General features: G+C 70.5%; 17 protein-coding genes and 2 pseudogenes. 8 read left to right on the plus strand and 11 right to left on the minus strand.

Going from position 1 to position 24,248, the window contains the following annotated elements; genetic code table 11:
• Nucleotides 1-1,137: a pyruvate dehydrogenase (acetyl-transferring) E1 component subunit alpha gene (gene pdhA / locus RIU97_RS06480; protein ID WP_404954049.1), complete on the minus strand. Its 1,137-nt coding sequence runs from the start codon at nucleotides 1,135-1,137 to the stop codon at nucleotides 1-3.
• A 150-nt stretch (nucleotides 1,138-1,287) separates the two neighbouring features.
• Here pdhA and RIU97_RS06485 point away from each other — a divergent pair, with 150 nt between their 5' ends.
• Entirely contained in the window at nucleotides 1,288-1,758 is a 471-nt protein-coding gene (locus RIU97_RS06485) for an Lrp/AsnC family transcriptional regulator (protein ID WP_404954051.1), read from the plus strand.
• Nucleotides 1,759-1,770: 12 nt separating this feature from the next.
• Here the strand turns inward: RIU97_RS06485 and RIU97_RS06490 are convergent, their stop codons facing one another.
• From RIU97_RS06490 to RIU97_RS06505, 4 genes are all read right to left on the minus strand, one after another.
• Nucleotides 1,771-3,555 (minus strand): aldehyde dehydrogenase family protein, encoded by a 1,785-nt coding sequence (locus tag RIU97_RS06490; protein ID WP_404962774.1) that lies wholly within the window; start codon nucleotides 3,553-3,555, stop codon nucleotides 1,771-1,773.
• Nucleotides 3,543-4,589, minus strand: coding sequence for a histidinol-phosphate transaminase (locus tag RIU97_RS06495; protein WP_404954053.1), 1,047 nt, complete (start codon nucleotides 4,587-4,589; stop codon nucleotides 3,543-3,545). Before RIU97_RS06495 ends, RIU97_RS06490 begins: the two co-directional genes overlap by 13 nt.
• A 1,183-nt stretch (nucleotides 4,590-5,772) precedes the next feature.
• On the minus strand, nucleotides 5,773-6,252 hold the full coding sequence (locus RIU97_RS06500; RefSeq protein ID WP_404954055.1) for a hypothetical protein: 480 nt from the start codon (nucleotides 6,250-6,252) through the stop codon (nucleotides 5,773-5,775).
• Between the two features lie 362 nt (nucleotides 6,253-6,614).
• On the minus strand, nucleotides 6,615-7,034 hold the full coding sequence (locus tag RIU97_RS06505) for an acyl-CoA thioesterase (RefSeq protein WP_404954057.1): 420 nt from the start codon (nucleotides 7,032-7,034) through the stop codon (nucleotides 6,615-6,617).
• A gap of 503 nt (nucleotides 7,035-7,537) precedes the next feature.
• On the opposite strand from RIU97_RS06505, the gene RIU97_RS06510 reads away from it, so the two are divergent.
• A complete protein-coding gene (locus RIU97_RS06510; RefSeq protein ID WP_404954059.1) occupies nucleotides 7,538-7,975 on the plus strand; it encodes a winged helix-turn-helix transcriptional regulator in 438 nt (145 codons plus the stop codon).
• A 65-nt stretch (nucleotides 7,976-8,040) separates the two neighbouring features.
• Nucleotides 8,041-8,496 carry a hypothetical protein gene (locus RIU97_RS06515; RefSeq protein WP_404954061.1) on the plus strand — a complete coding sequence of 152 codons (456 nt, stop codon included), beginning with the start codon at nucleotides 8,041-8,043 and terminating at the stop codon, nucleotides 8,494-8,496.
• Between the two features lie 308 nt (nucleotides 8,497-8,804).
• Here the strand turns inward: RIU97_RS06515 and RIU97_RS06520 are convergent, their stop codons facing one another.
• Nucleotides 8,805-9,713: a LysR family transcriptional regulator gene (locus RIU97_RS06520; RefSeq protein ID WP_404954063.1), complete on the minus strand. Its 909-nt coding sequence runs from the start codon at nucleotides 9,711-9,713 to the stop codon at nucleotides 8,805-8,807.
• A gap of 278 nt (nucleotides 9,714-9,991) precedes the next feature.
• Here RIU97_RS06520 and RIU97_RS06525 point away from each other — a divergent pair, with 278 nt between their 5' ends.
• Together RIU97_RS06525 and RIU97_RS06530 are read left to right on the plus strand one after the other, a co-directional pair.
• Entirely contained in the window at nucleotides 9,992-10,753 is a 762-nt protein-coding gene (locus tag RIU97_RS06525) for a gamma-glutamyl-gamma-aminobutyrate hydrolase family protein (protein ID WP_404954065.1), read from the plus strand.
• Between the two features lie 200 nt (nucleotides 10,754-10,953).
• A pseudogene (locus RIU97_RS06530) lies at nucleotides 10,954-11,297 on the plus strand (transposase); the annotation flags it as partial.
• Between the two features lie 1,388 nt (nucleotides 11,298-12,685).
• On the opposite strand, the pseudogene RIU97_RS06535 reads toward RIU97_RS06530, so the two are convergent.
• Nucleotides 12,686-13,264: pseudogene (locus RIU97_RS06535) on the minus strand (ABC transporter transmembrane domain-containing protein); the annotation flags it as partial.
• Between the two features lie 11 nt (nucleotides 13,265-13,275).
• Nucleotides 13,276-14,601, minus strand: a complete 1,326-nt coding sequence (locus tag RIU97_RS06540) for a cytochrome P450 (protein WP_404954067.1) — start codon at nucleotides 14,599-14,601, stop codon at nucleotides 13,276-13,278.
• A 445-nt stretch (nucleotides 14,602-15,046) separates the two neighbouring features.
• Here RIU97_RS06540 and RIU97_RS06545 point away from each other — a divergent pair, with 445 nt between their 5' ends.
• Nucleotides 15,047-17,113, plus strand: a complete 2,067-nt coding sequence (locus tag RIU97_RS06545) for a phosphocholine-specific phospholipase C (protein ID WP_404954069.1) — start codon at nucleotides 15,047-15,049, stop codon at nucleotides 17,111-17,113.
• 24 nt (nucleotides 17,114-17,137) lie between these two features.
• Here RIU97_RS06545 and RIU97_RS06550 read toward each other — a convergent pair whose 3' ends face one another.
• Genes RIU97_RS06550 through RIU97_RS06560 form a run of 3 tightly spaced genes read right to left on the minus strand, consistent with a single transcriptional unit; the run spans nucleotide 17,138 to nucleotide 21,292 of the window.
• Nucleotides 17,138-18,364, minus strand: coding sequence for an NAD(P)/FAD-dependent oxidoreductase (locus tag RIU97_RS06550; protein ID WP_404954071.1), 1,227 nt, complete (start codon nucleotides 18,362-18,364; stop codon nucleotides 17,138-17,140).
• The gene (locus tag RIU97_RS06555) at nucleotides 18,361-19,833 is read right to left on the minus strand and encodes an FAD-dependent oxidoreductase (RefSeq protein WP_404954073.1); all 1,473 of its coding nucleotides are present in this window, start codon (nucleotides 19,831-19,833) and stop codon (nucleotides 18,361-18,363) included. The genes RIU97_RS06550 and RIU97_RS06555 overlap by 4 nt, the downstream gene beginning before the upstream one ends.
• Before the next feature lie 22 nt (nucleotides 19,834-19,855).
• Nucleotides 19,856-21,292, minus strand: coding sequence for an FGGY family carbohydrate kinase (locus RIU97_RS06560; protein ID WP_404954075.1), 1,437 nt, complete (start codon nucleotides 21,290-21,292; stop codon nucleotides 19,856-19,858).
• A gap of 301 nt (nucleotides 21,293-21,593) precedes the next feature.
• Between RIU97_RS06560 and RIU97_RS06565 the strand changes: the two genes are divergently transcribed.
• Together RIU97_RS06565 and RIU97_RS06570 are read left to right on the plus strand one after the other, a co-directional pair.
• A complete protein-coding gene (locus tag RIU97_RS06565; protein WP_404954077.1) occupies nucleotides 21,594-22,574 on the plus strand; it encodes a hypothetical protein in 981 nt (326 codons plus the stop codon).
• Nucleotides 22,575-22,651: 77 nt separating this feature from the next.
• A complete protein-coding gene (locus RIU97_RS06570; RefSeq protein ID WP_404954079.1) occupies nucleotides 22,652-24,184 on the plus strand; it encodes an amino acid permease in 1,533 nt (510 codons plus the stop codon).
• Nucleotides 24,185-24,248 lie beyond the last annotated feature (64 nt).

Consider the following 24,248-nt stretch of genomic DNA (forward strand, 5'->3'; position numbering starts at 1 on the left):
TCAGTTCTCCTGGGTGTCGAGTGCGGGGGAAGCAGCGTCTTCGGCCAGCTCGGCCGCGAGCAGGGCGCGCTGTTCGCGCAGCTGCGGAGTCGGCTCGGCGTAGACGTGGTCGAAGAGCTCCAGCAGGTCGGGCACGGACTCCTCGTTCATGCCCCCGCGCAGCTCTGTCGCCAGGGCCTCGGCCTCCTCCCGCACCGCCGCTACGTCCTCGTCGGTGAGGGCGCCGCGGGCCCTCAGGTACGTTTCAAGACGGCTGACCGGATCGGCGGCGCTCCACCGTTCGACCTCCGCCGCGTCCCGGTAGCGGGTCGCGTCGTCGGCGTTGGTGTGCGCGTCCATGCGGTAGGTGTGCGCCTCGACCAGGACCGGTCCGTGCCCGGCACGGGCGTGCTCGACCGCCGCGGTCAGCACCGCCAGCACGGCGACCAGATCATTGCCGTCGACCTGTTCGGAACGCATCCCGTGTCCGATGCCCTTGTACGCGAGGGCGGGCGCCGCGGACTGCCGGGCCAGCGGCACGGAGATCGCGTACTTGTTGTTCTGGACAAAGAAGACGACCGGCGCGCGGAAGACGGCAGCGAAGTTCAGCGCCTCGTGGAAGTCCCCCTCACTGGTCGCCCCGTCCCCGACGAGGGCCATCGCCACACCGTCTCCGCCTGTGCGCCGCAACGACTCCGCCATGCCGGTCGCGTGCAGCACCTGAGTGGCCAGCGGGGTGCACTGGGGGGCGACGCGGGTGGCGGCCGGGTCGTATCCGCAGTGCCAGTCGCCGCGCAGCAGCGTCAGCACCTCAAGGGGGTCGATGCCCCGGGCGACCAGGGCCACGGAGTCGCGGTAGGTCGGAAACAGCCAGTCGTCCGGGCGCAGCGCGAGCACGGCGCCGATCTGGCAGGCCTCCTGGCCGCGGCTGGACGGGTAGACCGCGAGCCTCCCCTGCTTGGTCAGCGCGGTGGCCTGGGTGTCGAACCGGCGTCCCACGACCATCCGCCGGTAGGCCTCGCGCAGCGCCTCCGGCGCAGGCTCGGTGTAGCCGGGCGCGGGCTTGGCCACCGGCGTGCCGTCCTCGGCCACGAACCGCACGGGCGTGAGGGACGGCAGGAGGCCCTGGACCGTCTGGCGAAGGTTCTTCACGGGCATGGAGGCCACTCACTTTCTCTGGACACTTGACGCGAGTATCGTCGCTAGTGCGGAATATCTGTTCAAGGTTTCAGGCGAACCAGCGACGGACTGCCGAACAACGCGTTCTTGGAGGGCAAAGTGTCCGAACAAAACTCATCCGCGGAGTCCATGACCGGACGAACTGCCGTCCGGCTCGACGACACCGACCGGCACATCCTGGCGGGGCTGCTCGACGACGGCCGGGTGTCGATCAAGGCCCTCGCAGACAAGCTGCACATCTCGCGCGCCAACGCGTACACGCGCATCAACAGGCTCATGGCCGAGGAGGTCATCACGGGCTTCAGCACGCAGCTGAATCCGCAGCGGGCCGGCCTCGGCACGAGCGCGTACGTGACGCTGACGATCGACCAGAATGCGTGGCGGGACACCTCCCGGGTACTGCGCGAGATCCCCTACGTCGAGCATGTCACCCTCGTTGCGGGCGACTTCGACGTCTTGGTGCTGGTCCGCACTCCGGACAACTCGGTGCTGCGCCGGGTCGTGCTGGAGCGCATCCAGGCGGTACCGGGAGTGCGCTCGACCCGCACCTGGCTGGTCTTCGACGAGGTGCGGGGAAGCGGGACGCACTGGACTGCCTGACTGCTCGGTCACTCAGACGTCGACCAGCTCGGCTGCGGAACCCGCGTCCGGCGCCGGAGCCCGAGGCGACTCCGCAGCCCCGATGGAGGTCGGTCTCGGGGCCGCCTCCACGACAGGAGCCGGGGCCGTCCCGGCCGCATGCTGCCGAGACCGCACCACCCGGAACCGCCCGGTGACGAAGTAGGCGCCCTCGGGGTGCAGGTCTGCGCCTGCTGAGGAGGGGTCCGCGGGGAAGTCGTCCGCGAGGTTCTGCACCAGGTGCACCCCGGCGTCCAGTGCTGCCGCCTCGGCGACCGCCAGCACCAGCGGGTCGGTCGAGTGCACCGTGGCGTACGACGCCCCGTGGCGGCCCACCGTGCGGCGGAAGAGAGCCAGACTGTGCGACGTCGAGTCGGTACCGACAAGGAATGAGACGGGTCCCGGCCACTCCCTGGCGTAGATCCGTTCGTCCTGCGCCGCCAGGCGGACGAGCAGGGGGCTGCGCACATCGGCGGCCGGATGATTCGGATGGCGCAGCGCTCCGGAGGCATGGAGCACGGTGCCGTACCGCGTGGCCTCCGCCAGCCCCGCCCGCACCGTATCGCTGGCGATCGCGCCCAGCAGCCTGGCCACACGTGCGGGATGCCCGAGCAGGCGGTCCACGGCCTCGCCCAGGTCGGCGCCGAAGTCCCCCAGACTCTTGCGCCCCTCATCGGTCGCGATGCCCGTCGTCGGCACCAGGATGTTCTGCGGCGTGGTGCGGACCGTGCCGCTGCACCGGCACAGGGAGTGGGCGAGGCCCCGCACGAGATCCCGGTAGTCACCGGTGGAGTCGACGATCACCGTGTTCAGGCCGGTCCGGTCGACGAACGTGGCGGCTTGGCGGGCGTGTTCCTTCAGCCAGCCGGCGAACTGCGCCGATCCGGTGAAGTCGACGATGCGCACCCCCGGGTCCGTGGCCAGCCTCTCGTGCAGCCGTTCCGCAGGTTCCGCCACCGCGAGGGTCACGATGTCCGGTGCGTGGCCGGCCTCCGCCAGCACCTGCCGGGCGACGCGCACGGTGATGGCCAGCGGCAGCACGGAACGCGGATGCGGGGCGACGATCACCGGGTTGCCGGTCACCAGGCTGGCGAACAGGCCCGGGTAGCCGTTCCAGAGCGGATAGTCGGGGCAACCGATGAGCAGCGACACTCCGCGGGGCACCAGGGTGCTGGTGCCCCGCATCGGTGACGGTTGCCCGCTCCCTTGGGTCCCTTGACCGCTCTCCCAGCTCAGGTCCGCTGGAACGCGCTCCGACTCCGCGAAGGCAAGGGCCACGGCCTCCAGCGCACGGTCCTGAGCGCGCGGCCCCGCGGACCGGAACGCCGCCTGCGGCGGCTGCCCCGTGGTGTGCTGCGCCGCAAGGGCCAGCTCATGGCTGCGGGTGTTCAGTCGGCGCAGCATCTCCACGGCCAGCCCGGCGCGTCGGTGGGGGCCGGCGGCGCGCCACCCGGCCGTCGCCTGGGCGGCAGCCGCCACCAGGGCTGCGGGGTCGCATCGCGGGTAACCGATGCCCATGCCGATTCCGTATGGCGAGGACTCGGTGCACACCCGGCCCAGCTCGCCGGGCTGGTCGAGCTCGAAGGGCCGTCCCAGCAGGGAGTCGAAGACCTTCACAGCCGTTCGGACCGATCTCATGCCCGCGTCGGCAGCATCCTGTCCGGTCGCCTCCGTGAAGGGCCGCCGGCATTCACCGGCGGCGAGGGCCCGCACGGCTTGCTGAAGCAGTTCGCGATGCCGCTCATAAGGACTGGGGCGCACGGCCTTCAGCCTCTCCAGGTCGCGGCGAGATCGAGGAAAGCCTCGTTCTCCTCCGGCAGTCCGATCGTCACCCGGACACCTTCTCCGAGGAACGGGCGGACCACGACGTGCCCCCCAATGCAGTGGACGGCGAAGTCAGCGCTCTCGTCCGCGAGCGGTAGCCACACGAAGTTGGCCTGCGAGCCCGGAACTTCGAAGCCGAGGGCGCGCAGCATCAGGGTCACGCGCTCCCGTTCGACAACCGTGAGGGCGGCCCGCCGGGCGACTTCCGCGCGCTCGCCGAGGGCGACGACGGCGGCCTCCTGGGCGAAGGCGCTGACGCTGAACGGTACCTGCGCCTTGCGCACATGAGCGGCGATCCACGGCGCCGCCACGCAGTAGCCGACGCGCAGTCCCGCCAGTCCGTAGGCCTTGGAGAACGTCCGCAGAACCACCACGTTCGGGCGGTCGCCGAGCAGGGCCAGGGCATCGGGGACCAGCGCCGGATCCGCGTACTCACGATAGGCCTCGTCGACGACGATCAGCACGTCTTCCGGGACACGGTCCGCGAAGTCGAGCAGCGCCCGCTCACCGACTGCGGTCGAGGTGGGGTTGTTCGGGTTGCACACGAAGACCAGCCGGGTCCGGTCGGTGATCGCGGCGGCCATGGCGTCGAGGTCCAGCGCATGGTCGCGCAGCGGAACCCGTACCGCCACACCGCCTGCCACCGCCGTGAGAATCGGATACGCCTCGAAGGACCGCCAGCCGAAGACGACCTCGTCGCCGAAGCCGACGACCGAGTGCAGCAGCTGTCCGCAGACCTCCGAGGATCCCGCGCCCACCGCGATCCGCTCCGGCTCGACCTCGTGGTGCCCGGCTATCGCCCGCACGAGGGAAGTGGCGCTCAGGTCGGGGTACCTCGACACGCCGCCGGCCAGCTCCGTAAGCGTTGCGGCTACACCGGGCAACAGCCCGTAGGGGGATTCGTTGCTGGCCAGCACTACCGCACCGGGCAATTTGCGGCCCGGGACATAGGCGGGCAGCTGTGTCAAGGATGAACGGACACGCACCATGCTCGACTCGCTTCTGAATCGGTGGGGCCCGAGGCCGTGCCTCTGGGCACTTGACAGGTAAAGCGTGAACATCAGAGGTCAAACGCTCAACTGTTTAGAGAATTCGGCGACAGATCGCATCAATCCGGCAGCCGGCACAGCAAGCCGTCTCCTCGTCTGCTGGTCCGGACCCCTGTCACGAGACAGACTGGACGTAGCCCACCAGGCGTCGATGACTACTCTCGGCTACAGCCCGGACTCACCGGTTGTCCCGGCACCGGCCACCGACACGGTCCGTCAGAACTGGTCCCCCACGCACTCACGAGGTGCCCGCACCCCGCCCGCTCCGATGAAGAAACGGCGCCCAAGTCGCCACTCCCCCAGGCCAGTTGCCGTCAACTGCGGCAACTCCCCCGCTGCGACGGCCGACAGTGCAGGAACGGCCGACCGTGGTGGTGGGTGCACTCGTTGTCCCTTCTTGCACGTAGGGCTCCCGCCGGTGCTCTCAGCCCGTCATCCCCCGCCCGGGATGCCGGATCTGCCCGACCTGTGAGGGAGGTGACATTTCCGGACTCGGAGCAGGCATCACACACGGGAACCACGGGCACGCTCGACGAAGAGGTCGCGGTGGCACGTGCGACTCACGCTCCTGCCCGCGGCAGAATCCTGCAGTCGCACAGAAGTAAGCGCAAATAAAGACACCTTCGTGTTGGATAAGCCATGCTTACTGCGCGCCGCCGCGGTAAATCCCCCGTCTCTCGCCTCCACGGTGCCCGGAAACCGCGCTGCTGTCGACGACCAGAGCTCAGCCGGCCTGACAAAACAGGCTCAACCAGCTCGACATCGCCGCGGGCCGTGCCCCAGCCTGCCGCACCAGCGGCGTGTGACCCGACCGCCGCCAACCGGGCCCGTCCGCGGAACGGCCGCCCAGGCCCTGGAGTCGATGAGGTGCCTGATCGGCGCGCAGCGCACAGCGCGGGCTGCCTCCCCTCATCGCCAAGTTCTGCCCTCCGAACGCTGCCTGCCGTGATTCCCTCGTCGCCGCCGACGGTCCGGGCGCCCTGAGCCTCCCCGGGCGGACTGATCGCAGACGCCGGCGGCACCGGGCGCCCGCCAGGCGCAACCACTGACCAGCGCGTAGGCGTCCCCGCCCCAGACTCGAGGCCAATGACGCCTCACCACGTGGACACGGGCTCGGCTCGGGCTAGTCGAGGGCGCGCCACGGCTTCGGGAACCACACCCAGCGCCCATTGACGTGTGCCATGCCGTCGTACGCCATACCGAGCACTTCGCCCGGCTCCAGATACTCCCACTGATAGATCGTCGTTCCCGGTTTGAGGTAAGGGGCCACCCTCTCGTATCCACCGGGGAATTCTTCGCTAACCTCATTCGGCCAATCCCTGATGGCGTCTGTGGTAGCCTTCGCCACCTTGATTTCGGTCTTTTCAGGGTCAACGTCAAGCGTGGCGGTGGGCTTGGACCAGATCCACTCGTCGTACATTTTCTCGGCTTTGGCCGCGAACTCCGGCTCGAAGACCGCTGCATAGTCGGCGGCGTTCGGCTCCAGTGAAGCCACCACATCCTTGTCAAAACGTGCAGCTATGATCAGCTTCCGGAAACCTGCATCCGTGTTCGGGTATTGTGCCGCCTGAGTTGTGCTCGACGACGTCTCGGTGGGTTGCATTACCTGACCATTCGTGGAACACGCACTCAGGCTCAACAGACACACAACACAGAAGAGGGCAAAGCGATTCTTCACTTGTTTCTTTCTTGTGCGAGGGAGGCGGGTCAGAGTTCCTGCCTAATCGGAGGTTGTGACCTAATCTTCCTGCAGCAGGATTGACGAGCCGCGGGGCGGAGACGGATTTAGACGGCGAGGTCGCACCCCAGGCCGAGCAGCAGGGTGTCATTCGAGTCATTTCATTACGTCGTTATTCCCTGCCCGGCATCACGGGATCGCGATGGCGCTTGTTCAGCTGGCCCACTCGAGTATGGTCGGCGGTCGTCGCCTATGTGAGTGGGAATCCGGCCGGCTCGGTCAAGCGGTCATTGCTGCGTCAGAAATCCTGTGAGGTAGGCGCGTTCAGCCCCGGTGAGGCGCCGCGGGCGCTTGCCCTCCAGGTCGTAGGGAACCATCGTGGAGGCTGCCCTCGCGTACAGAGTCCCTTCGTCCTTCACCTCGTAGGCGAGGCTGAAGGACACCGTTTTGAAGCCGGTAACCCAGACCTCGACGGTGACTGGCGCTTCGCGCCACTCCAAGGGCGCCTTGTACTCGATCTCGTGCTTCGCGCTCACGCAGCCCGCTGTGAAGGTGTCCACACCGGCTATTGCGGCCTGGCCACCGAGTAGGTCGCTGCGCGCTTCCTCGAGATAGGTGAGGAAGACGGCGTTGTTGACGTGCCCGTAGACGTCCATGTCCGACCAACGGACTGAGCAGCGGTACTGATGGCGAGTCATTCCAGTCATTTCATTTCGTCATTATTACCTGCCCGGAATCGGGGCAGGTCGATGGGCATTGCTTCAGCGGCCTACTCGGGCATGGTCGGCAGTCGTCCCGCTTACTGTTTCCCGTGCGGATACCGCCTCGCAAACCCACTTCGGCCCCGTCCCCAGCAGTGCGACGGCAAACATAACACGACCATAAACAGTCATTTTTCTCCAACGGTATTATTCGGAAACTCCCACTTGATCACCACACGAGTCGGGCGGCACAATATTTCCGGACTGATCGTGGGCGCTGGCAGGACGATTGGCTGCCGCCCGATGCAGCTCAGGGCAAACCACCGGTCGCACGCAAAGTGCTGGCTCTCGCGCCCGTGGGGGTGACGGCAATTCCAAGAGCTGCCCCATCGCAGCAGCAGCCGAACGGGTTCGCGAGTGCGTTCAGAATATGAATGCACTAGATTGCGACCATGCCTCGTGCCTCAATCGCAGCGTTCCACTGTTCTCTGTCGCGCTCCCTGGATGTCATGGGTGACTGGTCGTCGCCGCTTGTCTTGCGCGACATCTCTCTCGGCATTGACACTTTTGAGGAGCTTGTCCGCAACCTTGGCGTGTCCCGCGCACTGCTGAAGGATCGGCCCGACCGATTCGTGAACGGCGATGTGCTGGAACGAGTCGAGCGCTCCGCGCGTCCCCAGCGGTTCCGTTACCTGCTCACCGCATCAAGACGGGAGCTCGTGACGGTGCTTTTGGCACTCACCCAGCGGGGCGACCGCTGGCACGCGCCGGATGGGCCACCGATGGTGTTTCGGCACCACTGCGGAGAGGTCCTAAAGGTGTCGATCACGCGTCGTACCTGCAGTGGAGCGGTTCATCCGGATGGGGTCTCGGTCCAGCCGGGCCCGGGCGGGCGCGCAGCGCCCGGCACTCTCGTCATTGCCGAGCGCCTTGCGGGGATGGCATGACTGATCACGTCGCCGCTTGGCGAATGGCCGGCGAGGCGGGGGATCCGAGAGCCGCAGTGGCCGCTATGTCCCAGGACGTTGAGCTCGTTTCGCCACTGACCGACCGGTTCACGTTTCGGGGGCGCCGTGAGCTCGAGGAACTCCTGACGAGCGTATTCGAAGTGTTCACCGGCATCCGCTACGAGGCGCAGTTCCAGGACGGGCAGCACGCGGTTCTGCGCGCCGCGGGTCATGTCGGTCGCCTGCGGTTGGAGGAGACCCAGTATCTCGAGCTCGACGACGAGGGCCGCATCCGACGCCTCACCCTCATGATGCGCCCGCTCACAGCCGCCACCCATTTCCTGCGCGTGCTGGGGCCTCGGGTTGCGAGCCGGCAGGGACGGCCGGGCACGGCGGGAGTACTCATCGTGGCGGGCGCATGGCTCGACTCGGTCGTGGCCGGCGGAGATCGAGTCTTCATGCCCATGGCCAGTCCTGATCGGTCACGTCGACCAGTCCGGCTCGACCGCCCACCGGCGTGATCGGCGGTGTTCCTCCACCGCGGACGCGTCCATGTCAGGGGGCGACGTTTATGCCCACGCCGGGCTGCCATGTTCGCGGCCACGAGACCGGTGATCAGTCAGCGCCACGATGTCGCAACGTCGAATCACGGCAGCACCCATGCGGAAAGAGGTTTCCGTGTCGCGTCACCACACGACAGCGGTCAGCACCCCAGGAGCCTCCCGAGGGCGATTGTTTGGCAGCACTCGACCTGGGCGACGGGCGCCACGATGTATGCATCCACAAATGATCGAATGTCTGAGTGCACCGCAGAACGGCTGGCGGGGGCTCAGGCAATTACTGCCCGGACCTGTGCTGTCAGCATGCGTTCGAGCGCCAGCAGTGCTTCGGGGGCGTGGCGGGTGTCGAGGCGTACGGTGTAGATGAACCGTGTCAGCTCCGGGTTGGCCAGCGGTCTCGCGACAACATTGGCCACACCGCGGGGCAGGGCGAGGCGGGGCAGTACCGCGACACACAGGCCCGCGGCAACGAAGCCCAGGATGGTGTTGAAGTCGTCGCCCTCGTACTCCAGTCGGGCCTCGAAGCCTGATGTCTTGGCCATCTGAGCAAGCAGCTCCAGCCGCAGCGCGGCCTCGGGCGCGGCGACCCACGTCTCGCCGGCCAGGCTCGCCAAGTCGATGACCTTATGGCTGGCCAGCTCGTGGCCGACGGGAAGCACCGCCACGACGGGGTCCCGTGCAACCAGGGTCCGGCGCAGCGTGCGCGGCGGCGGCTGGGGAATAAAGTCGTAGTCATAAGTCAGGGCAAGGTCGGCGTCTCCCCGTTTGATCCGGCCGTATCCGGCCTCGGGCTCCAGCTGAGAGAGGCTGACCCGGACGTCGGGGTACGACGTTTGCAACTGCGCGAGAGCCTTCGGGACGATACTCGTGGCGGCCGAGGCGAAAGCGCCAAGCCGGATCCGGCCGGAGGTGCCGGCGCGCAGGGCGTCGAGTTCCAGGGCAGCTGCGGCCAGCGCGGAGCGTACCCCTTGTTCGGCATCGAGGAGGACCTGGCCTGCAGGCGTGGGACGCACGGGACGGCGCTCCAAGACTCGCAGTCCTGCGCGGCGTTCGAGTTCGGCGATCTGCTGCGAGACGGCGGGGGCGCTGTAACCGAGTTCGCCGGCGGCGGCGGCGAATGAGCCGTGGCGCACCACGGACTCCAAGGTGGCGAGCAAGCGGGGGTCTGGCATCTGCATGGGTTAAGCCTGGCTTACCTATCGGGAAGATGTCATTTCTTGTGCTTAAGGAGGAACGCCAGCAGGATTCTGCCACCGGGCAAAGCGTGATCCATCTCGCTCCCTGCCGTGGCCGTCCCCTTTCCCACGCCGCGAGGTGCGCCCGTGCACCCACAGTGTGCCGTGCCGTGCAACGGAGCCTGCCGCCCCACCGCGCAGCGCGGACCGCAGCTTTCGCCGGCGCCGGAGTTCAGGCGGACGGCCAGTGATCTGACTGATGCATGTGAAAGGGGCGCTGCGTGCGCAAGCCAGTTATCGGAATCACCACTTACCTCGCCGACGCGCGATGGGGAGAGTGGGAGCTGCCCGCCGCACTGCTCCCTGCGGCGTACGCCACATGCGTTCAGGCTGCAGGAGGCCGGGCCGTCCTGCTGCCGCCCGATGCACCGGGCGCGGCGGCCGACGTCGTCGCGCGTTTGGACGGCGTCATCCTCGCCGGAGGTGAGGACCTGGATCCCGCCCTTTACGGGGCCGAGCCCCACCCGCTTGCGGGCACTCCGGTCCCCGCCCGCGACCGGTGGGAGTGCGCAGTCCTCAAGAACAGTCTGGACCGCGACATTCCCGTCCTCGGAATTTGCCGGGGCATGCAGCTGATGAACGTTCACGCGGGCGGCACGTTGATCCAGCACCTGCCCGAGAAGGTCGGGCACGACGCCCACAACGTCCGTCTCGGGTTCTTCGCGCCACATGCCATCACCACTGTGCCGGGCACCCGTCTGGCCGCATTGCTGCCCGGAACCAGGCAGGTGGCCACCCACCATCACCAGGCAGCCGACCTCCTCGGCGCAGGCCTGGCGGTCGCGGCCTACGCCGAAGACGGCACAGTGGAGGCCATCGAAAGCATCCGGCACCACTTCGCCCTGGGCGTGCAGTGGCACCCCGAGATGAGTGCCGACCATGCAGTGATGCAGGCTCTGGTGTCGGCAGCTGGGAAGCGTACAACGGCAGGGTTGCACGAGTCGGCTGAGCGGCAAGTACCGGTCGGTGGCGCTCCCCTTTAACGTCTCGCAACCCCTCGCGCCACCGCCAGTTCGGCCACCACATCCGGCAGCGGAGCGGCAGCTGCCAGAACACCGGCAGCGTCCGTGCCTGCCCTGCGCTAGTGACCTGGGTCTGAGGTGTGTCGTGAGTTGGGTATGAGTCGTCCTGGTCCGAAGATTCCGCCGTTGTCCTCCCAGCGGTCCCGGATCGTGCTGGACTGCGCAGAGGGGGGTGGAGTCTTGTCGAGGAGGCCGGTCACACGGCTCCCGACCGGATGCACCGGCTGTTGAGCGATGCGACTGGATCGGGCATCTCGGCGATCCCGAAGCGGTCCTGATCGTGGACGACACCGGCTTCCTGAAGAAGGGTGTCCGGTCCGCCGGCGTCCAGCGCCAGTACTCCGGAACGGCGGGCCGGACTGAGAACTGCCAGGTCGGTGTCTTCCTCGCCTATGCCGGTACTCATGGCCGCACTTTGATCGACCGCAAGCTGTATCTGGCCACGTCACGGACCGATGACCGGGAACGGTGCCGGGCCGCGGGCATCGAGGACACCGTCGCGTTCGAGAAGGCTCGGCTCGTCGAGCATCCGGCAGTACGCAGGTTCTACTTCGCCGACCACCATGCCGAACTCGGCCACTTGCTTCGGGAACTTGCACGTACACGCATCTCCCCCGTCAACACGGCAGCAGAGGCAGCGGCAAGGCTTCGCCAGTTGTGCGATCGCCTGGCAGAGCTGGACCCGCACTACGCCTTTCGCATCACGGTCGGCCCAGGCCCCCATACCGGCGTCGAGGTGCTGCCGGCGTACAGAGGGGCCGACCGTGACCAACCGCTCCACATCGCACCGGGCATCACGGACCCGGACTCTTCGGAAGGCGTGCGTGCCGCCGCGGACTTCGAGCGGTGCCAGCGGTACGGCGACCCGATCGACATCCCGGCCCAGTTCGTCCGATTCTCTGGACCGGCTTCTCTCGCCCCACCCCAAGGCTCCGAGCGCGTCCGCATCCAGGCCAACCCGGAGCCCCGCGATCTGCCTGCGCAGCTGATCCTTACCGACCCCAGCGGCAAACGCCTCGCCGTACTCGGTCTGCACATGACGTCGCTTCGTTCGGGCACGAGGGGTGGGGTTCTCACCGGCGCTGATGCGACAGGGTCCATTACCTGCAAACTCCGCGTGGACCGCACGACGCGGGAGTCCTCCATCAAGATCGACGTCAGCGTTCCCGATGCCCTCCAGCCGGCCCAGTGGCTGGATGTGGTTCGCTTCGCTGCGCATGCCGTCCCCGGAGCATGCATGCAGATGACTCTGGCGGGTCACCCGCTCAACGACTCCGCTCCTTTCCAAAGCACGCTCGACAACGGCGGGGTCGCTTGGGTGCTCCGCGCCCTCGAACAGCTGGTGTCCAGAGAGCAACTGGCCGTGACGACCCTCATCGTGCCCAGGGACCCGGCCGGAGAAGACCTTCGCGCCATCGAAAAGACGCACACACTCCTCATGGGAGGCTTGGTTGAGGAAGTGGTGACGGGCGCACCTTGGTATGGGACGACACCCCGCAGGTACGCGAGTTGATTGCGTCCGGAACTCCGCTCCGACTGCGGCAGAACCATCCGAACTTCGAAACCGAGATCTTCGGTCAGAGTGTGCCCATCGGGCAGGTCCAACGCCCCCTGCCTGCTCTGTACGTGCCCGAGCACCGACGAACCGATAGCGGCTGGCACCTGACATTGGAGGCCGACACCCAGCCAGGAGCCAGCGTGGCGACGATCCAACGCGTCGACCACGGGTAGGACGCGCCTGACCGTTCCCAGCCACCTGATCGCGCCGTCGCCGCCGATGCCGCCGCAGGAGGGCTCTGACCGCCCCGACGTCCAGGGGGGGCCATGGCGGATTTCACGGACCAGGGGTCACAGACAGGAGCTTGCCATCGCGGAGAGAGAGGAATGCACATGCATGTGAACTCGCAAGGAATCCCGGAGCCTATTGAACTCGAACATGATGCGGGTGGCGCTGCAGTAGTAGGCGAAGGCGACCACGACCGCCTCCACGCCGCGTCCGCTGCCGGCGAGCGCGATGGCCAGCAGCAGGCCCAGCGCGTTGGTCAGGACGGACATCGGCGCGACGATGGTGTCGATGCGCAGGTTGCCGTAGTCCCAGGAACGCAGCGTGAGCCGCCGCGACTCCGCGACCCGCGAGCGGTGTTCGGCGGCCTCGCGGTCCTCGGCGGCGAACGCCCGGACCGTGTCGATGTTCATCAGGCTGTCGGCGACGTGGCCCGAGACCCGGGCGATCGCCGCCTCCCGCTGGACGACCAGCGCCTGGCGGCGTCGGATCAGGGGGGCCACGCACAATGCCGTCAGGACGATCGGCGCCAACAGGGCGACCACGAGCAGCGGTTCGTAGTGCCACAGCACCACCGATCCGAAGATCAGCGGTACGAACCTGCCCACCAGCGAGAACGTCAGCGTGTCGACGAACTCCTCGAAGCGTGAGGCGAAGCTCAGGACCCGCTTGGTCAGGGACCCGGCGAAGCGTTTTTCGCCTAACCGCCCGCCAGCACCGCGGGGGTCGGGCCGTCGGGGCGGACGGTGATGCTGTACGCGGCCTTGGCGGGGAGGGACCGGAAGCGCGGGACGTGCGCGGGCAGCAGGCGCTCCAGGAGGGCGGTCGACTCGCGGAGGGCGAACTGCAGGCCCAGGCAGGCCCGGGGCCCGATGCCGAAGGGGAGGTAGCTCCCGGGGTGGGCGGGGCGCCGGCCGGGGGTGGTGAAGCGCCCCGGGTCGAACCGGGCGGGGTCTTCCCACAGTCCGGGGTCCCGGTGCGTGAGGTAGGGGCAGACGATGACGTCGGTGCCGGCCTCGACCTCGTACCCGGCGAGGAGGTCGTCCTGCGCGGCGCAGCGCGGCAGTACCCACGCGGAGGGGTAGAGGCGCAGCGTTTCGCTGACGAGGGCCTGGATGGCCTGCCGTCGCTGGGGTGACCCTTCGGCGCCGGCGGCAAGGGCCTGCTCCCGCGCCTGCGGGTTGCGGTCCAGCAGGAGGTAGAGCCAGGTCAGGGTGGTGGCGGTGGTCTCGTGGCCGGCGAGCAGCAGGGTGACCAGCTCGTCGCGGATCAGCCGGTCGGTGTACTCGGGGCGCGTCCCGGCCGCGTCCAGCAGGACGTGCAGCAGTCCCGGACCGTCGGGTCCGGCCTCGCCCTCGCGGGCGGCGGCGATGGCACGGCTCGCCACGGCGTCGATCCTGCCCAGTTCGGCGGAGACGGCCTCCCGGGCGGCGGCGCCGTCGGCGGGCAGCTGGGGCATTGCGGCCACCACGGCGGGTACGGCGGCCAGTTCACGCTCCGTGGCGGTGTCGAGGGGGTGCCCGGTCAGGGAACGCCAGATGGTGTCCAGGGCGAAGCGGCGCATCTCCTCGCCGACGTCGAGGACCTGGCCGCAGCGGGCGTACGCGGTCCAGCGCGCCGCGGTGGTCCGGGCGGCCTCGGTGATCCGCCGCTCGTAGCGGCGCATTCCCGGACCGGTGAACTGCGACTGCAGCAGCCGCCGTTGCCGCTGCCACGCCTCGCCCGTCGCGGACAGGACGCCGTCGCCCACCAGCAGCCGGGCCCGGTGCGAGCGCTTGACGTACCGGTCCGGATGGAGCGCGAGCACGTGCTGCACGGCCTGGGCGCCGGTGACCAGCACGGTCGGGCGCGGCCCCAGCCGGAACGCGGCGACACCGCCGAGCCGCTGCTGCGCCTGGGCGAAGAGTTCGACGAGCTCCCCTCCCCCGTCCCGCCACTGCCCGACGGTGCCGGGATCCAGCTCGGGGACCCGGCGGCCGGCGGAGGACGGACTCGGCAGGGGGCCGGGGCGGGCGTGGGTGGCCACGGGCGTGCTCCTGTTCGGCGGCACCGGGTGCGGTCATCACGCACTGTAGGGGAGCGGGCGCGCCGGGCGACACCCCGCCTCGCGCCGGGGAGCGGGGGCCCGCAGGGCGGCCGGGGCGGCGGCCGGCAGGTACGGACCGTCGGCGCCCGCCCCCACCGCCCGATACGAACCGTCGGCGCCCGCCCCCACCGCCCGGCAGGTACGGACCGTCGGCGCCCGCCCCCACCGCCCGGCAGGTACGGACCGTCGGCGCCCGCCCCCGCCGCCCGGAACGGACCGTCGGCCCGCCCATCCCCGCCGGTGGGTTCTGGCCGAACTCCGCCGGAATCCGGCTGCCGTTCGCCTGGCGTATGCGCCACCGTCACGCCAGGCTCCCCTTCCGGTACGCCGGGCGCGCTCTGCTGAGGGCGCTCAACCACCCCCAACCGCAGAGGTCGTTCCCGCCATGGCAGAACTCAACCGCCGCCGCTTCCTGCAGCTCGCCGGCGGCGCCACCGCGCTGACGATGCTGAACGACAGCATCGCCCGGGCCGCCGCCATCCCCGCCCAGGGGACCACCGGCACCATCGCCGACGTCGAGCACATCGTGGTGCTCATGCAGGAGAATCGTTCCTTCGACCACTACTTCGGCGCGCTGCGCGGAGTCCGCGGCTTCGGCGACCCGCGCCCGGTGACCCTGCCCAGCGGCAAGTCCGTCTTCCACCAGTCCGACGGCACGAGGGTGACGCTGCCCTTCCGCCCGCCGTCCGACGACCTCGGCATGGAGTTCCTCCAGGGCCTCAACCACGACTGGGCTGGCGGACAGAGCGCCTTCAACAAGGGCAAGTACGACAACTGGGTGCCTGTCAAGACGGCCACGACCATGGCCCACCTGACGCGCGAGGACATCCCCTTCCACTACGCCCTGGCCGACGCCTTCACCATCTGCGACGCGTACCACTGCTCGTTCATCGGCTCCACGGACCCCAACCGCTACTACCTCTGGTCCGGCCACACCGGCAACGACGGCAAGGGCGGCGGCCCGGTCCTCAACAACGCCGAGGCGGGCTACGACTGGACCACCTACCCGGAGCGGCTGGAGACGGCCGGGATCTCCTGGAAGGTCTACCAGGACATAGGCGACGGCCTGAACGCCGCCGGCTCCTGGGGCTGGATCAACGACGCCTACCGCGGCAACTACGGCGACAACTCCCTCCTCTACTTCAACACCTACCGGGGCGCCCAGCCCGGCGGCCCCCTGTTCGAGAAGGCCCGGACGGGCACGGACGCCAAGGCCGGCGAGGGCTACTTCGACCGGCTACGCGCCGACGTCGCCGCCGGCACCCTGCCCCAGATCTCCTGGATCGCCGCCCCCGAGGCCTTCAGCGAGCACTCCAACTGGCCCTCCAACTACGGCGCCTGGTACATCTCGCAGGTGCTGGACGCCCTCACCTCCAATCCCGACGTGTGGGCCCGTACCGCCCTGTTCATCACTTACGACGAGAACGACGGCTTCTTCGACCACGTCGTCCCGCCGTACGCCCCCGCCAGTGCCGCGCAGGGCCTGTCGACCACCCCCACCGCCCTGGACGTCTTCCCCGGCAAGCCCGGTTACGTCGCCGGACCGTACGGCCTGGGCCCGCGCGTGCCGATGCTCGTGGTCTCTCCGTGGAGCACCGGCGGCTACTCCTGCTCCGAGACCTTCGACCACACCTCCGTCATCCGCTTCATGGAGCAGCGGTTCGGGGTGACCGAGCCCAACATCTCGCCCTGGCGCCGCGCCGTCTGCGGCGACCTCACCTCCGCCTTCGACTTCGCCCGCAAGGACACCGGCACGGCCCCGCTGCCCGACACCGGCGCCTGGTTCCCGCAGGACCGCGAGCGTCACCCCGACTTCCGGGCCACCCCGCCGGCCGAGGGCGTCATGCCGCGCCAGGAGAAGGGCCTGCGTCAGACCCGTCCGCTGAAGTACGCCCCGTACGTGGACGGCGCGGCGCTCGTGGCAGAGGGCAGGTTCCGGCTGACGTTCAGCGGCGGCCCGGACCTGGGCGCGCAGTTCTACGTCACCTCCGGCAACCGCACCGACGCCCCCTGGACCTACACCACCGAGGCCGGCAAGTCGATCGCGGACACCTGGAACACCCGCTACTCGGCCGGGGTCACCGACCTGACCGTGCACGGCCCCAACGGCTTCCTGCGCGGCTTCCGCAACCCCGGCACCACCCCCGGTCCCGAGGTCACGGCCCGCCACAACGCCGCCACCGGCAACCTGGACCTCACCCTCACCAATGCCGGGGCGTCGACCGCCACCCTGACGGTCACCAACGCCTACGCCGGCGGACCGAAGCGCCTCACCGTCGCCAAGGGCGCGACCGTCGCGTACACGGTCTCGCTGAAGAACACGCGGCGCTGGTACGACGTGACGGTCACCGCTTCGGAGACCCCGGACTTCGGCCGCCGCTTCGCGGGCAAGGTCGAAACGGGCGCGGCCGGCCTGTCGGACCCGGGCATCCTCACGAACCAGTCCTCCTGAGGCGCCGGCGGCAACGGGCCCGCGTCAGCCGACGGCCAGCACGACCGGGCCGCCGGTCCGGTCGACGCGGGCCGTCCACCCCGGGGGCAGCCGCAGTGACCGGGACGGGGAGACCGGGCCCGCGAACCGCCGCCGCCACAGCGGGCGGCCGTCCTGGTGGACCGTCACCACCGGGCCGGTCAGCGGCTCCCCGGACCGCAGGAGCAGCGGCCGCCCGGCGGTGCCCGTGACCCGGTTCGGCGTCACCCACAGGAGCGGGGCCCGGACCTCCAGCGGCGGACCGGGCTCCGGCCAGGGGGCGCCGGCCAGGTGCGCCAGGACCGGGGCCGTCGCGGCGGCGCCCTCCCCGGCGGCGGTGGCCGCGCGTTCGATGCCGTGGAGGGCGTTGCCGACCGCGAAGACGCCCGGCGTCGACGTACGGAAGGACGCGTCCACGCCCGGACCCCGGGTGCCGGGGTCCAGGGGGACGCCGCCGCGGCGGGCCAGTTCGTGGTCGGGGATCCAGTCGCCGGTGAAGACCACCGTGTCGCAGGCCAGTACCCCCGACCGGCCGTCCCGGTGGCGGACGGCCACGCCGGTCAGCCGGCTCCGGCCGCGCAGTTCGCCGACCGTGGTCGCCGTGAGGAGCGGGACCCCCGGCACGGCCGCGGCGCGCGGGCGCTCCGTGACCATCGCCACCACCTCCGTACCCGCCCGCCGCAAAGTGCCCACCGCGTGCCGGGCCACCGCCTCGTCGCCCACGACCACGGCCCGCCGCCCGACGGGCAGGCCGTACCGGTGGACCGACTGGAACAGCTCTCCGGTGGTCAGCACGCCCTGCGGGCGGGAGCCCGGCACCAGCCGGGCACTGCGGGGGCGCTCCCGGGCGCCCGTGGCGAGGACCACGGCCCGGGCCGTGATCCGCTCCGGGCCCGCCGGGCTGGTGGTCTCCAGGATCAGCGGGCCGGCCCAGCCGGTGGCGGTGACGCCGGTGCGGACCGTGGCCCCGGCGGCGAGCGCCGCCTGCACCGACCGCCGTGCGTACGCGGGACCGCGCAGCCAGGGGCGCGGCGGCCGGCCGAAACCGCCGTGGTGGAGGTGCCGCGGCATTCCACCCGCCTCCTCCTCACGTTCCAGTACCTCGACCCGCCCGGCGCCGGCTGCCGCCAGCCGGGCGGCGAGGGCCAGTCCGGCGGGTCCGGCGCCGACGATCAGGACGTCGGCCGGCACGTCGGCCGGCACGTCGGCCGGCACGTCGACCGTACGGTTCACCGGCGGGCCTCCTCGAACAGCGCGCGGACGGCGGCCCCGCAGTGGAAGCCCTGGCAGCGGCCGGCCCGGGCGCGCGTACGCCGCCGCAGGCCGTCGGTCGAACCGGGCGGGACGGTCCCGGCGAGCGCGTCGCGTATCTCCCCGCGGGTCACGCGCTCGCAGTGGCAGACGATCCGGCCGTACTCCGGGTCCGCCGCGATCATCGCCGCGTCGCGGTACGGCCGGGGGAACGCCTCGCCGAGGTTCGGCATCCGCACCGGTTCCAGCTCCCTTGCGCCGGACACCGGCAGACCGCCGTCCGCGAGCAGCTCCACCACGTGGGCGGCGATCGCCAGGGAGGCGGTCAGCCCCGTGGAGCGGATCCCGCCCACGCTCACGTACCGCTGGGCGGGATGTGCCCGGATCGCGTAGTCCTCCTGCCCGGTGGCCGCCCGCAGCCCGGCGTACACGGCGGTGACCTCCTCCTCCAGGAGCGCCGGCAGGATCCGCCGGCCCTTCTCCCGCAGCAGGGCGAGCCCTTCGGCGGTGGACCCGGTGGCCGTCTTGTCGTCCAGGTCCTCGGCGGTCGGGCCTAGCATCACGTTCCCGTACACGGTCGGCGTCACCAGCACCCCCTTGCCGCGCGCGTCCGGCACGGGCAGGAGGATGTGGCGTACGAGGCCGCGGGCGAGTTCGTCGAAGACGATCAGCTGGCCGCGCCGGGGCGTCACGGTGAAGTCCGCGTGGCCGAGCAGCCGGTCGATCTCGTCGGCGTACAGGCCCGCCGCGTTGACCAGGTGCCGGGTGCGCAGCGGGCCCCGGCCGGTGGCCAGCGTGTGCGGATCACCCGAAGTGACCGAGCGGACCGGGCAGTTGAGGTGCAGGTCGACGCCGGCGCGCACGGCCTGGGTCGCGTAGGCGAGGGTGGTCGTCCAGGGACAGATGATCGACTCGTCCGGCACGTGGAGCGCCCCCAGGACGCCGGGCCCGAGCTCCGGCTCGCGGGCCCGTACTTCCTCGGCCGGCAGGATCCGGGCCGCGCGGTAGCCGTTGCGTACGGCCTTCCCGGCGAGCCCGGGCAGTGCCGCGAGCTGCTCCTCGTTCCAGGCGACGAGCAGCGCCCCGAGCGGTTCCACCGGGATGCCGGTGTCGGCGGCGTACGAGGCGAGAAGCCGCTGTCCCTCCCGGACGAGCCGGGACTCCAGGGAGCCGGGCACGGCGTCGAAACCGGTGTGCAGGATGGCGGTGTTGGCCTTGGAGGTGCCGTTGCCGACGTCGTCGGACGCGTCGACGAGGGCGATGCGCAGGGGGAGCCGGGCCAGTTCGCGGGCGATGGCCGAGCCCACGACGCCGGCGCCGATGACCGTCACGTCGTACGCGCCGTGCGCGTCCCGCTCGCCGTGCGCGTCCCGCTCGCCGCACGCGTCCCGCTCGCCGTGCCCGCCGTGCTCGTCGCCGCCGGGCAGGGGGCCGCTGGTGGTGACGGTCATGCCGGGCCGCCGGTGGTGAGCGTCATGCCGGGCCGTCGAGCAGGGCCGAGACCGCCGTCCGGAACCGTGCGCGCCGCTCCGCCGCGTGCGCGGAGCCGGCCCTCGGCTCGTAGACGGCGGACGGCTTCCACTGCGGGACGGCCTCGTGGGCCGTGAGCGAGGGGTCGAGCCCGAGCCGGGCGACCGCCCCGACGCCGAGTGCGGTGGCGTCCGGCAGCGCCGAGACCTCCACGGGGATCTGGAGCAGATCGGCCTGGGCCTGCATGAGCAGCGCGGACCGGGTGAGTCCGCCGTCGACGCGCAGGGTGGCCAGCGGCGCGCCCAGGTCGGCGGCGACCGCGTCCGCGAGCTCCGCCACCTGCGCGGCTATGCCGTCGCACAGCGCGTGCACGAGGTGCCCGGCGGTCGTGTCGAGGCCGAGGCCGGTGACCGAACCCCGCAGATCGCCTCGCCACCACGGGGCGGCGAGCCCGGCGAGCGCGGGGACGAAGGTGACGCCGCCGGCGTCCGGGGCGCTGCCTCCCACGGTGTCGATGTCCTCGGCGCCGGAGATCACGCCGAGGTCGGTGAGCCATCGCACGGCGGAGGCTGCCGTGTAGACCTGCCCGTCCAGGCAGTAGCTGGTCTCCCCGCCGAGCCGCCAGGCGACACAGCCGACCAGTCCGGAGGTGCTGCGCCGGGGCAGCGGGCCGGTCTGCGCGAGGAGGAACGCCCCCGTGCCGTAGGTGCACTTGGCGGTGCCCGGCTCGGTGACGCGCAGTGCGAGCAGGGCGGCCTGCTGGTCGACGAGGAGTCCCGTCAGCGGCAGCGGGGGCCCGAAGGCGGTGGTGGCGGCGACGTGGGTGTCCGCGTCGACGACTTCCGGCAGCCGCTCGCCGGTGAGGCCGAAGGCGTCGAGCGCCGCCGGGGACCAGTCGACGGTGTCGAGGTCGAGGAGCTGGGTGCGGCCCGCGGTCGCCGCATCGGTGACGAAGGCGCCGGTGAGCCGGTGCACCAGCCACACGTCGCTGGTCGTCACGACTCCCTGGCGGGTCAGGTTACGGCGTATCCAGGCCATCTTCGGCGCGGCGAAGTACGGGTCGAGCGGCAGACCCGTCAGCTCCTGCAACGACGCGGCGTGCGGGGCCAGTTCCGTACAGAGCTGCTCGGCGCGGCGGTCCTGCCAGACGATCGCGTCGGTCAGCGGCTCACCGCTCGCCGGGTCCCAGGCGAGGACGGTCTCGCCCTGGTTGGCCAGGCCCACCGCCACCACCGGCTCGCCGGCCGCGGCCAGTGCGGCGCGCCCCGCGTCGACGACCGAGTCCAGCAGCTCACGGGGGTCGACCTCCACACGGCCGCCCGGCAGGTACCGGGGCCGCACGGGGGCGGAGGCGGAGCCGATGACCCCGCGTACGGGACAGATGACGAGGGCCTTGGTTCCCGAAGTGCCCTGGTCCACAGCGAGCACCGGGCCCGTCATCACCACTCCGTCCCTGGTATCGGCATGCGTGTGATCGTCGCTCGGAAGCCTTCACCAGCGGACGTCGCCCGTCAAGATCCGCCCGCGCGGCCGGCGATCGCACACCGACAGAGCTGACGTGAATTCATATCTTACATGTGGCTTGATAGTTGCATTTGAAATGTTCCCTGACCCGAACGCTCACACTCGATCTATAGTGATCGCCGATCACCAGGCGCGAAGGCCATGCGATGCGAGGACCGATGACCACGACCACCGCAAGACGCGCCCGTCCCGGCCACCCGTCGACCGGGGCGAGGTGATGGCGGGCGGCGACTTCCGGCCCGTCTACCATCCCGCCGGTCACGACAACGAGCTGCGCGTCGCCGTGCAGGACCTGCGCACCGGCCGCTGGGTGTCGATGGCGCAGTTACTGGACCGGACGGACGGGTGGGGTCTGTGGACCCAGCGCACCCAGGTGCTCGCCGCGGTCGCCGCTGGCTCGGACGTGGTCCAGGCCTGGCGCGCGGAGGAACCGCGCAGCGTCGCCGCGTCCGTCATGCACACCCGTGTCGTCGTCGAACGGGCCGTCCGTGCCCACCGCGCACGGCACCCGCGCACGCGCGAGCTGTGGCGGGAGGCCTGGGAGGCCTGCCGCGACACCGCCGAGGCCAGCCCCGCCGACCCCGTGCCCTGGGTCTGCCTGCTCGCCCTCGCCTCCCTCGACGAACACCGCTCGATGGACGAGCACCGGCTCCGGGCGCCCGCCGTGATGCTGCCCCCCGGCCCCTGGGGCATCCTCGCCCAGGCCGACAAGCGCGACCCGCACAACCGCGAGGCGTACCACCGGATGCTCCAGTTCGTGTGCGCGGGCACCCCCGGACCGCTCACCGAAGCGGCCAACTTCGTTCACTGGGCGGCCGGTTCGGCTGCGCCCGGGTCCGCCGTCCACCTCCTGCCGCTCTACCTGAGCATCGAACGCTACCGCCGCGAGCGCGGCCAGGAGAGGGCGCTCGACCTGCACTGGGTCGCCGAGGACGCCGTCCGTGACGCCGGCCACGCCCTGGACACCTGGTTCCGGTACGCCGACCTGCGCCGTGCCTCCCCGCTCGACCTGAACCATCTCGCCCACGCCCTGTGGGGAGCCAACCGCTTCGGCGAGGCGGCCCAGGTCTTCGACACGATCGACCGGTACTGGACCACCCTGCCCTGGGCCTACCGGACCCGCGACCCGGCCGACCAGGAACTGGCCGCGGAGGTCTTCCTGCAGGCCCGGTCCCGCAGCCTCGCCGGCCGGGACTGATCTCCGCTCCCCCGCGGCCCCACCGCCCCACCCCCGCTCCGTCCCCGCGCTCCACGAACCCCCGGAGGTACCTCCCCATGTCCCGAACCGCGCCGACCGTCCGCCAGGACCGCAAGGCCCCACCCCGGCAGGACGAGGAGGAACGACTGAGGGAACTCGGCTACCAGCCCGTCCTCGCCCGCCGGATGGGCGGCTTCGGCAACTTCGCCATCAGCTTCTCGGTCATATCCGTCCTGTCCGGCTGCATGACCCTGTACGGCTTCGGCCTGGGCACCGGCGGTCCGGCCGTGATGATGTGGGGCTGGGTCGGCGTCGGCCTCTTCGTCCTCTGCGTGGGCCTCGCCCTGGCCGAGGTGACCAGCGCCTACCCCACCTCCGGCGCGCTCTACTACATGGCCGACCGGCTCGGCGGGCGCCGCTGGGGCTGGTACACGGGCTGGCTCAACCTGCTCGGCCTGCTCGGCGCCATCGCCGGGATCGACTACGGCGCCGCCCTGTTCACCGGCGCCTTCCTCAACCTCCAGTTCGGTTTCGTGCCCACCGCGGGCTCGACCTTCCTGATCTTCCTCTGCATCCTGCTGCTGCACGCCGTGCTCAACCTCTTCGGCGTCCGCCTCGTCAGCGTGCTCAATTCCATCAGCGTCTGGTGGCACCTGGCCGGCGTGGCCGTGATCGTCGGCGCCCTGGCCTTCGTCCCCGACCAGCACCAGTCGCCCTCGTTCGTCTTCACCGAGTTCGTCAACGACACCGGCTGGGCCAACCCGTTCTACGTGGCCGCGGTCGGCCTGCTCCTCGCCCAGTACACGTTCTCCGGCTACGACGCCTCCGCGCACCTCTCGGAGGAGACCTCCAACGCCTCCGTCTCCGCCGCCAAGGGCATCGTCCGGGCCATCTGGGTCTCCTGGATCGCCGGGTTCGCGCTGCTCGCGGGCCTGACCTTCGCCATCCAGGACTACGCGGCCGTACAGGGCAGCGCCACCGGCGTACCGCCCGCCCAGATCTTCCTCGACGCCCTGGGCTCCGGCGGCGCCACCGCCCTGCTCCTCGTCGTGATCGTCGCGCAGCTCTTCTGCGGCAACGCCGAGGTCGCCGCCGCGAGCCGGATGGTCTTCGCCTTCAGCCGCGACAACGCCCTCCCCGGCTCGGCCCTGTGGCGCAAGGTCAGCAGCCGTACCCAGACCCCGGTCCCGGCCGTCTGGCTCTCGGTCGTCGTCGCGGGCGTCCTTGCGCTCCCCTCCCTCTACTCCGCCACCGCCTACGGGGCCGTGACCGCCATCAACGTCATCGGCATCACCCCGGCCTACGCCATCCCGATCTACCTGCGCCTGCGCGCCGGCAACCGCTTCCAGCCCGGTCCGTGGAACCTGGGCCGCTGGAGCAAGCCGATCGGCTGGACCGCCGTCGTCTGGGTGGCCGTGGTCACCGTCCTGTTCTGCCTGCCCCAGAAGTCGCCGGTCACCATCGACTCGATGAACTACGCGGTGATCGCCCTGGCGGTGGTCCTGGTCCTGGCGAGCGCCTGGTGGTACGCCGCCCGCCGCTCGTACGGAACCCCGTCGGCGTACGGCAACGCCCGCGAACAGGCCGAGATCGCCGAGGGCATCGTCTGACCCCTCCCCCCGCGTGCACCGCTCCCGGACATGACCAAGGGGCCGTTTCGGATCTCCCCGGAAC

It is taken from the genome of Streptomyces sp. 147326 (genome assembly GCF_045000215.1).
Classification (GTDB): domain Bacteria; phylum Actinomycetota; class Actinomycetes; order Streptomycetales; family Streptomycetaceae; genus Streptomyces.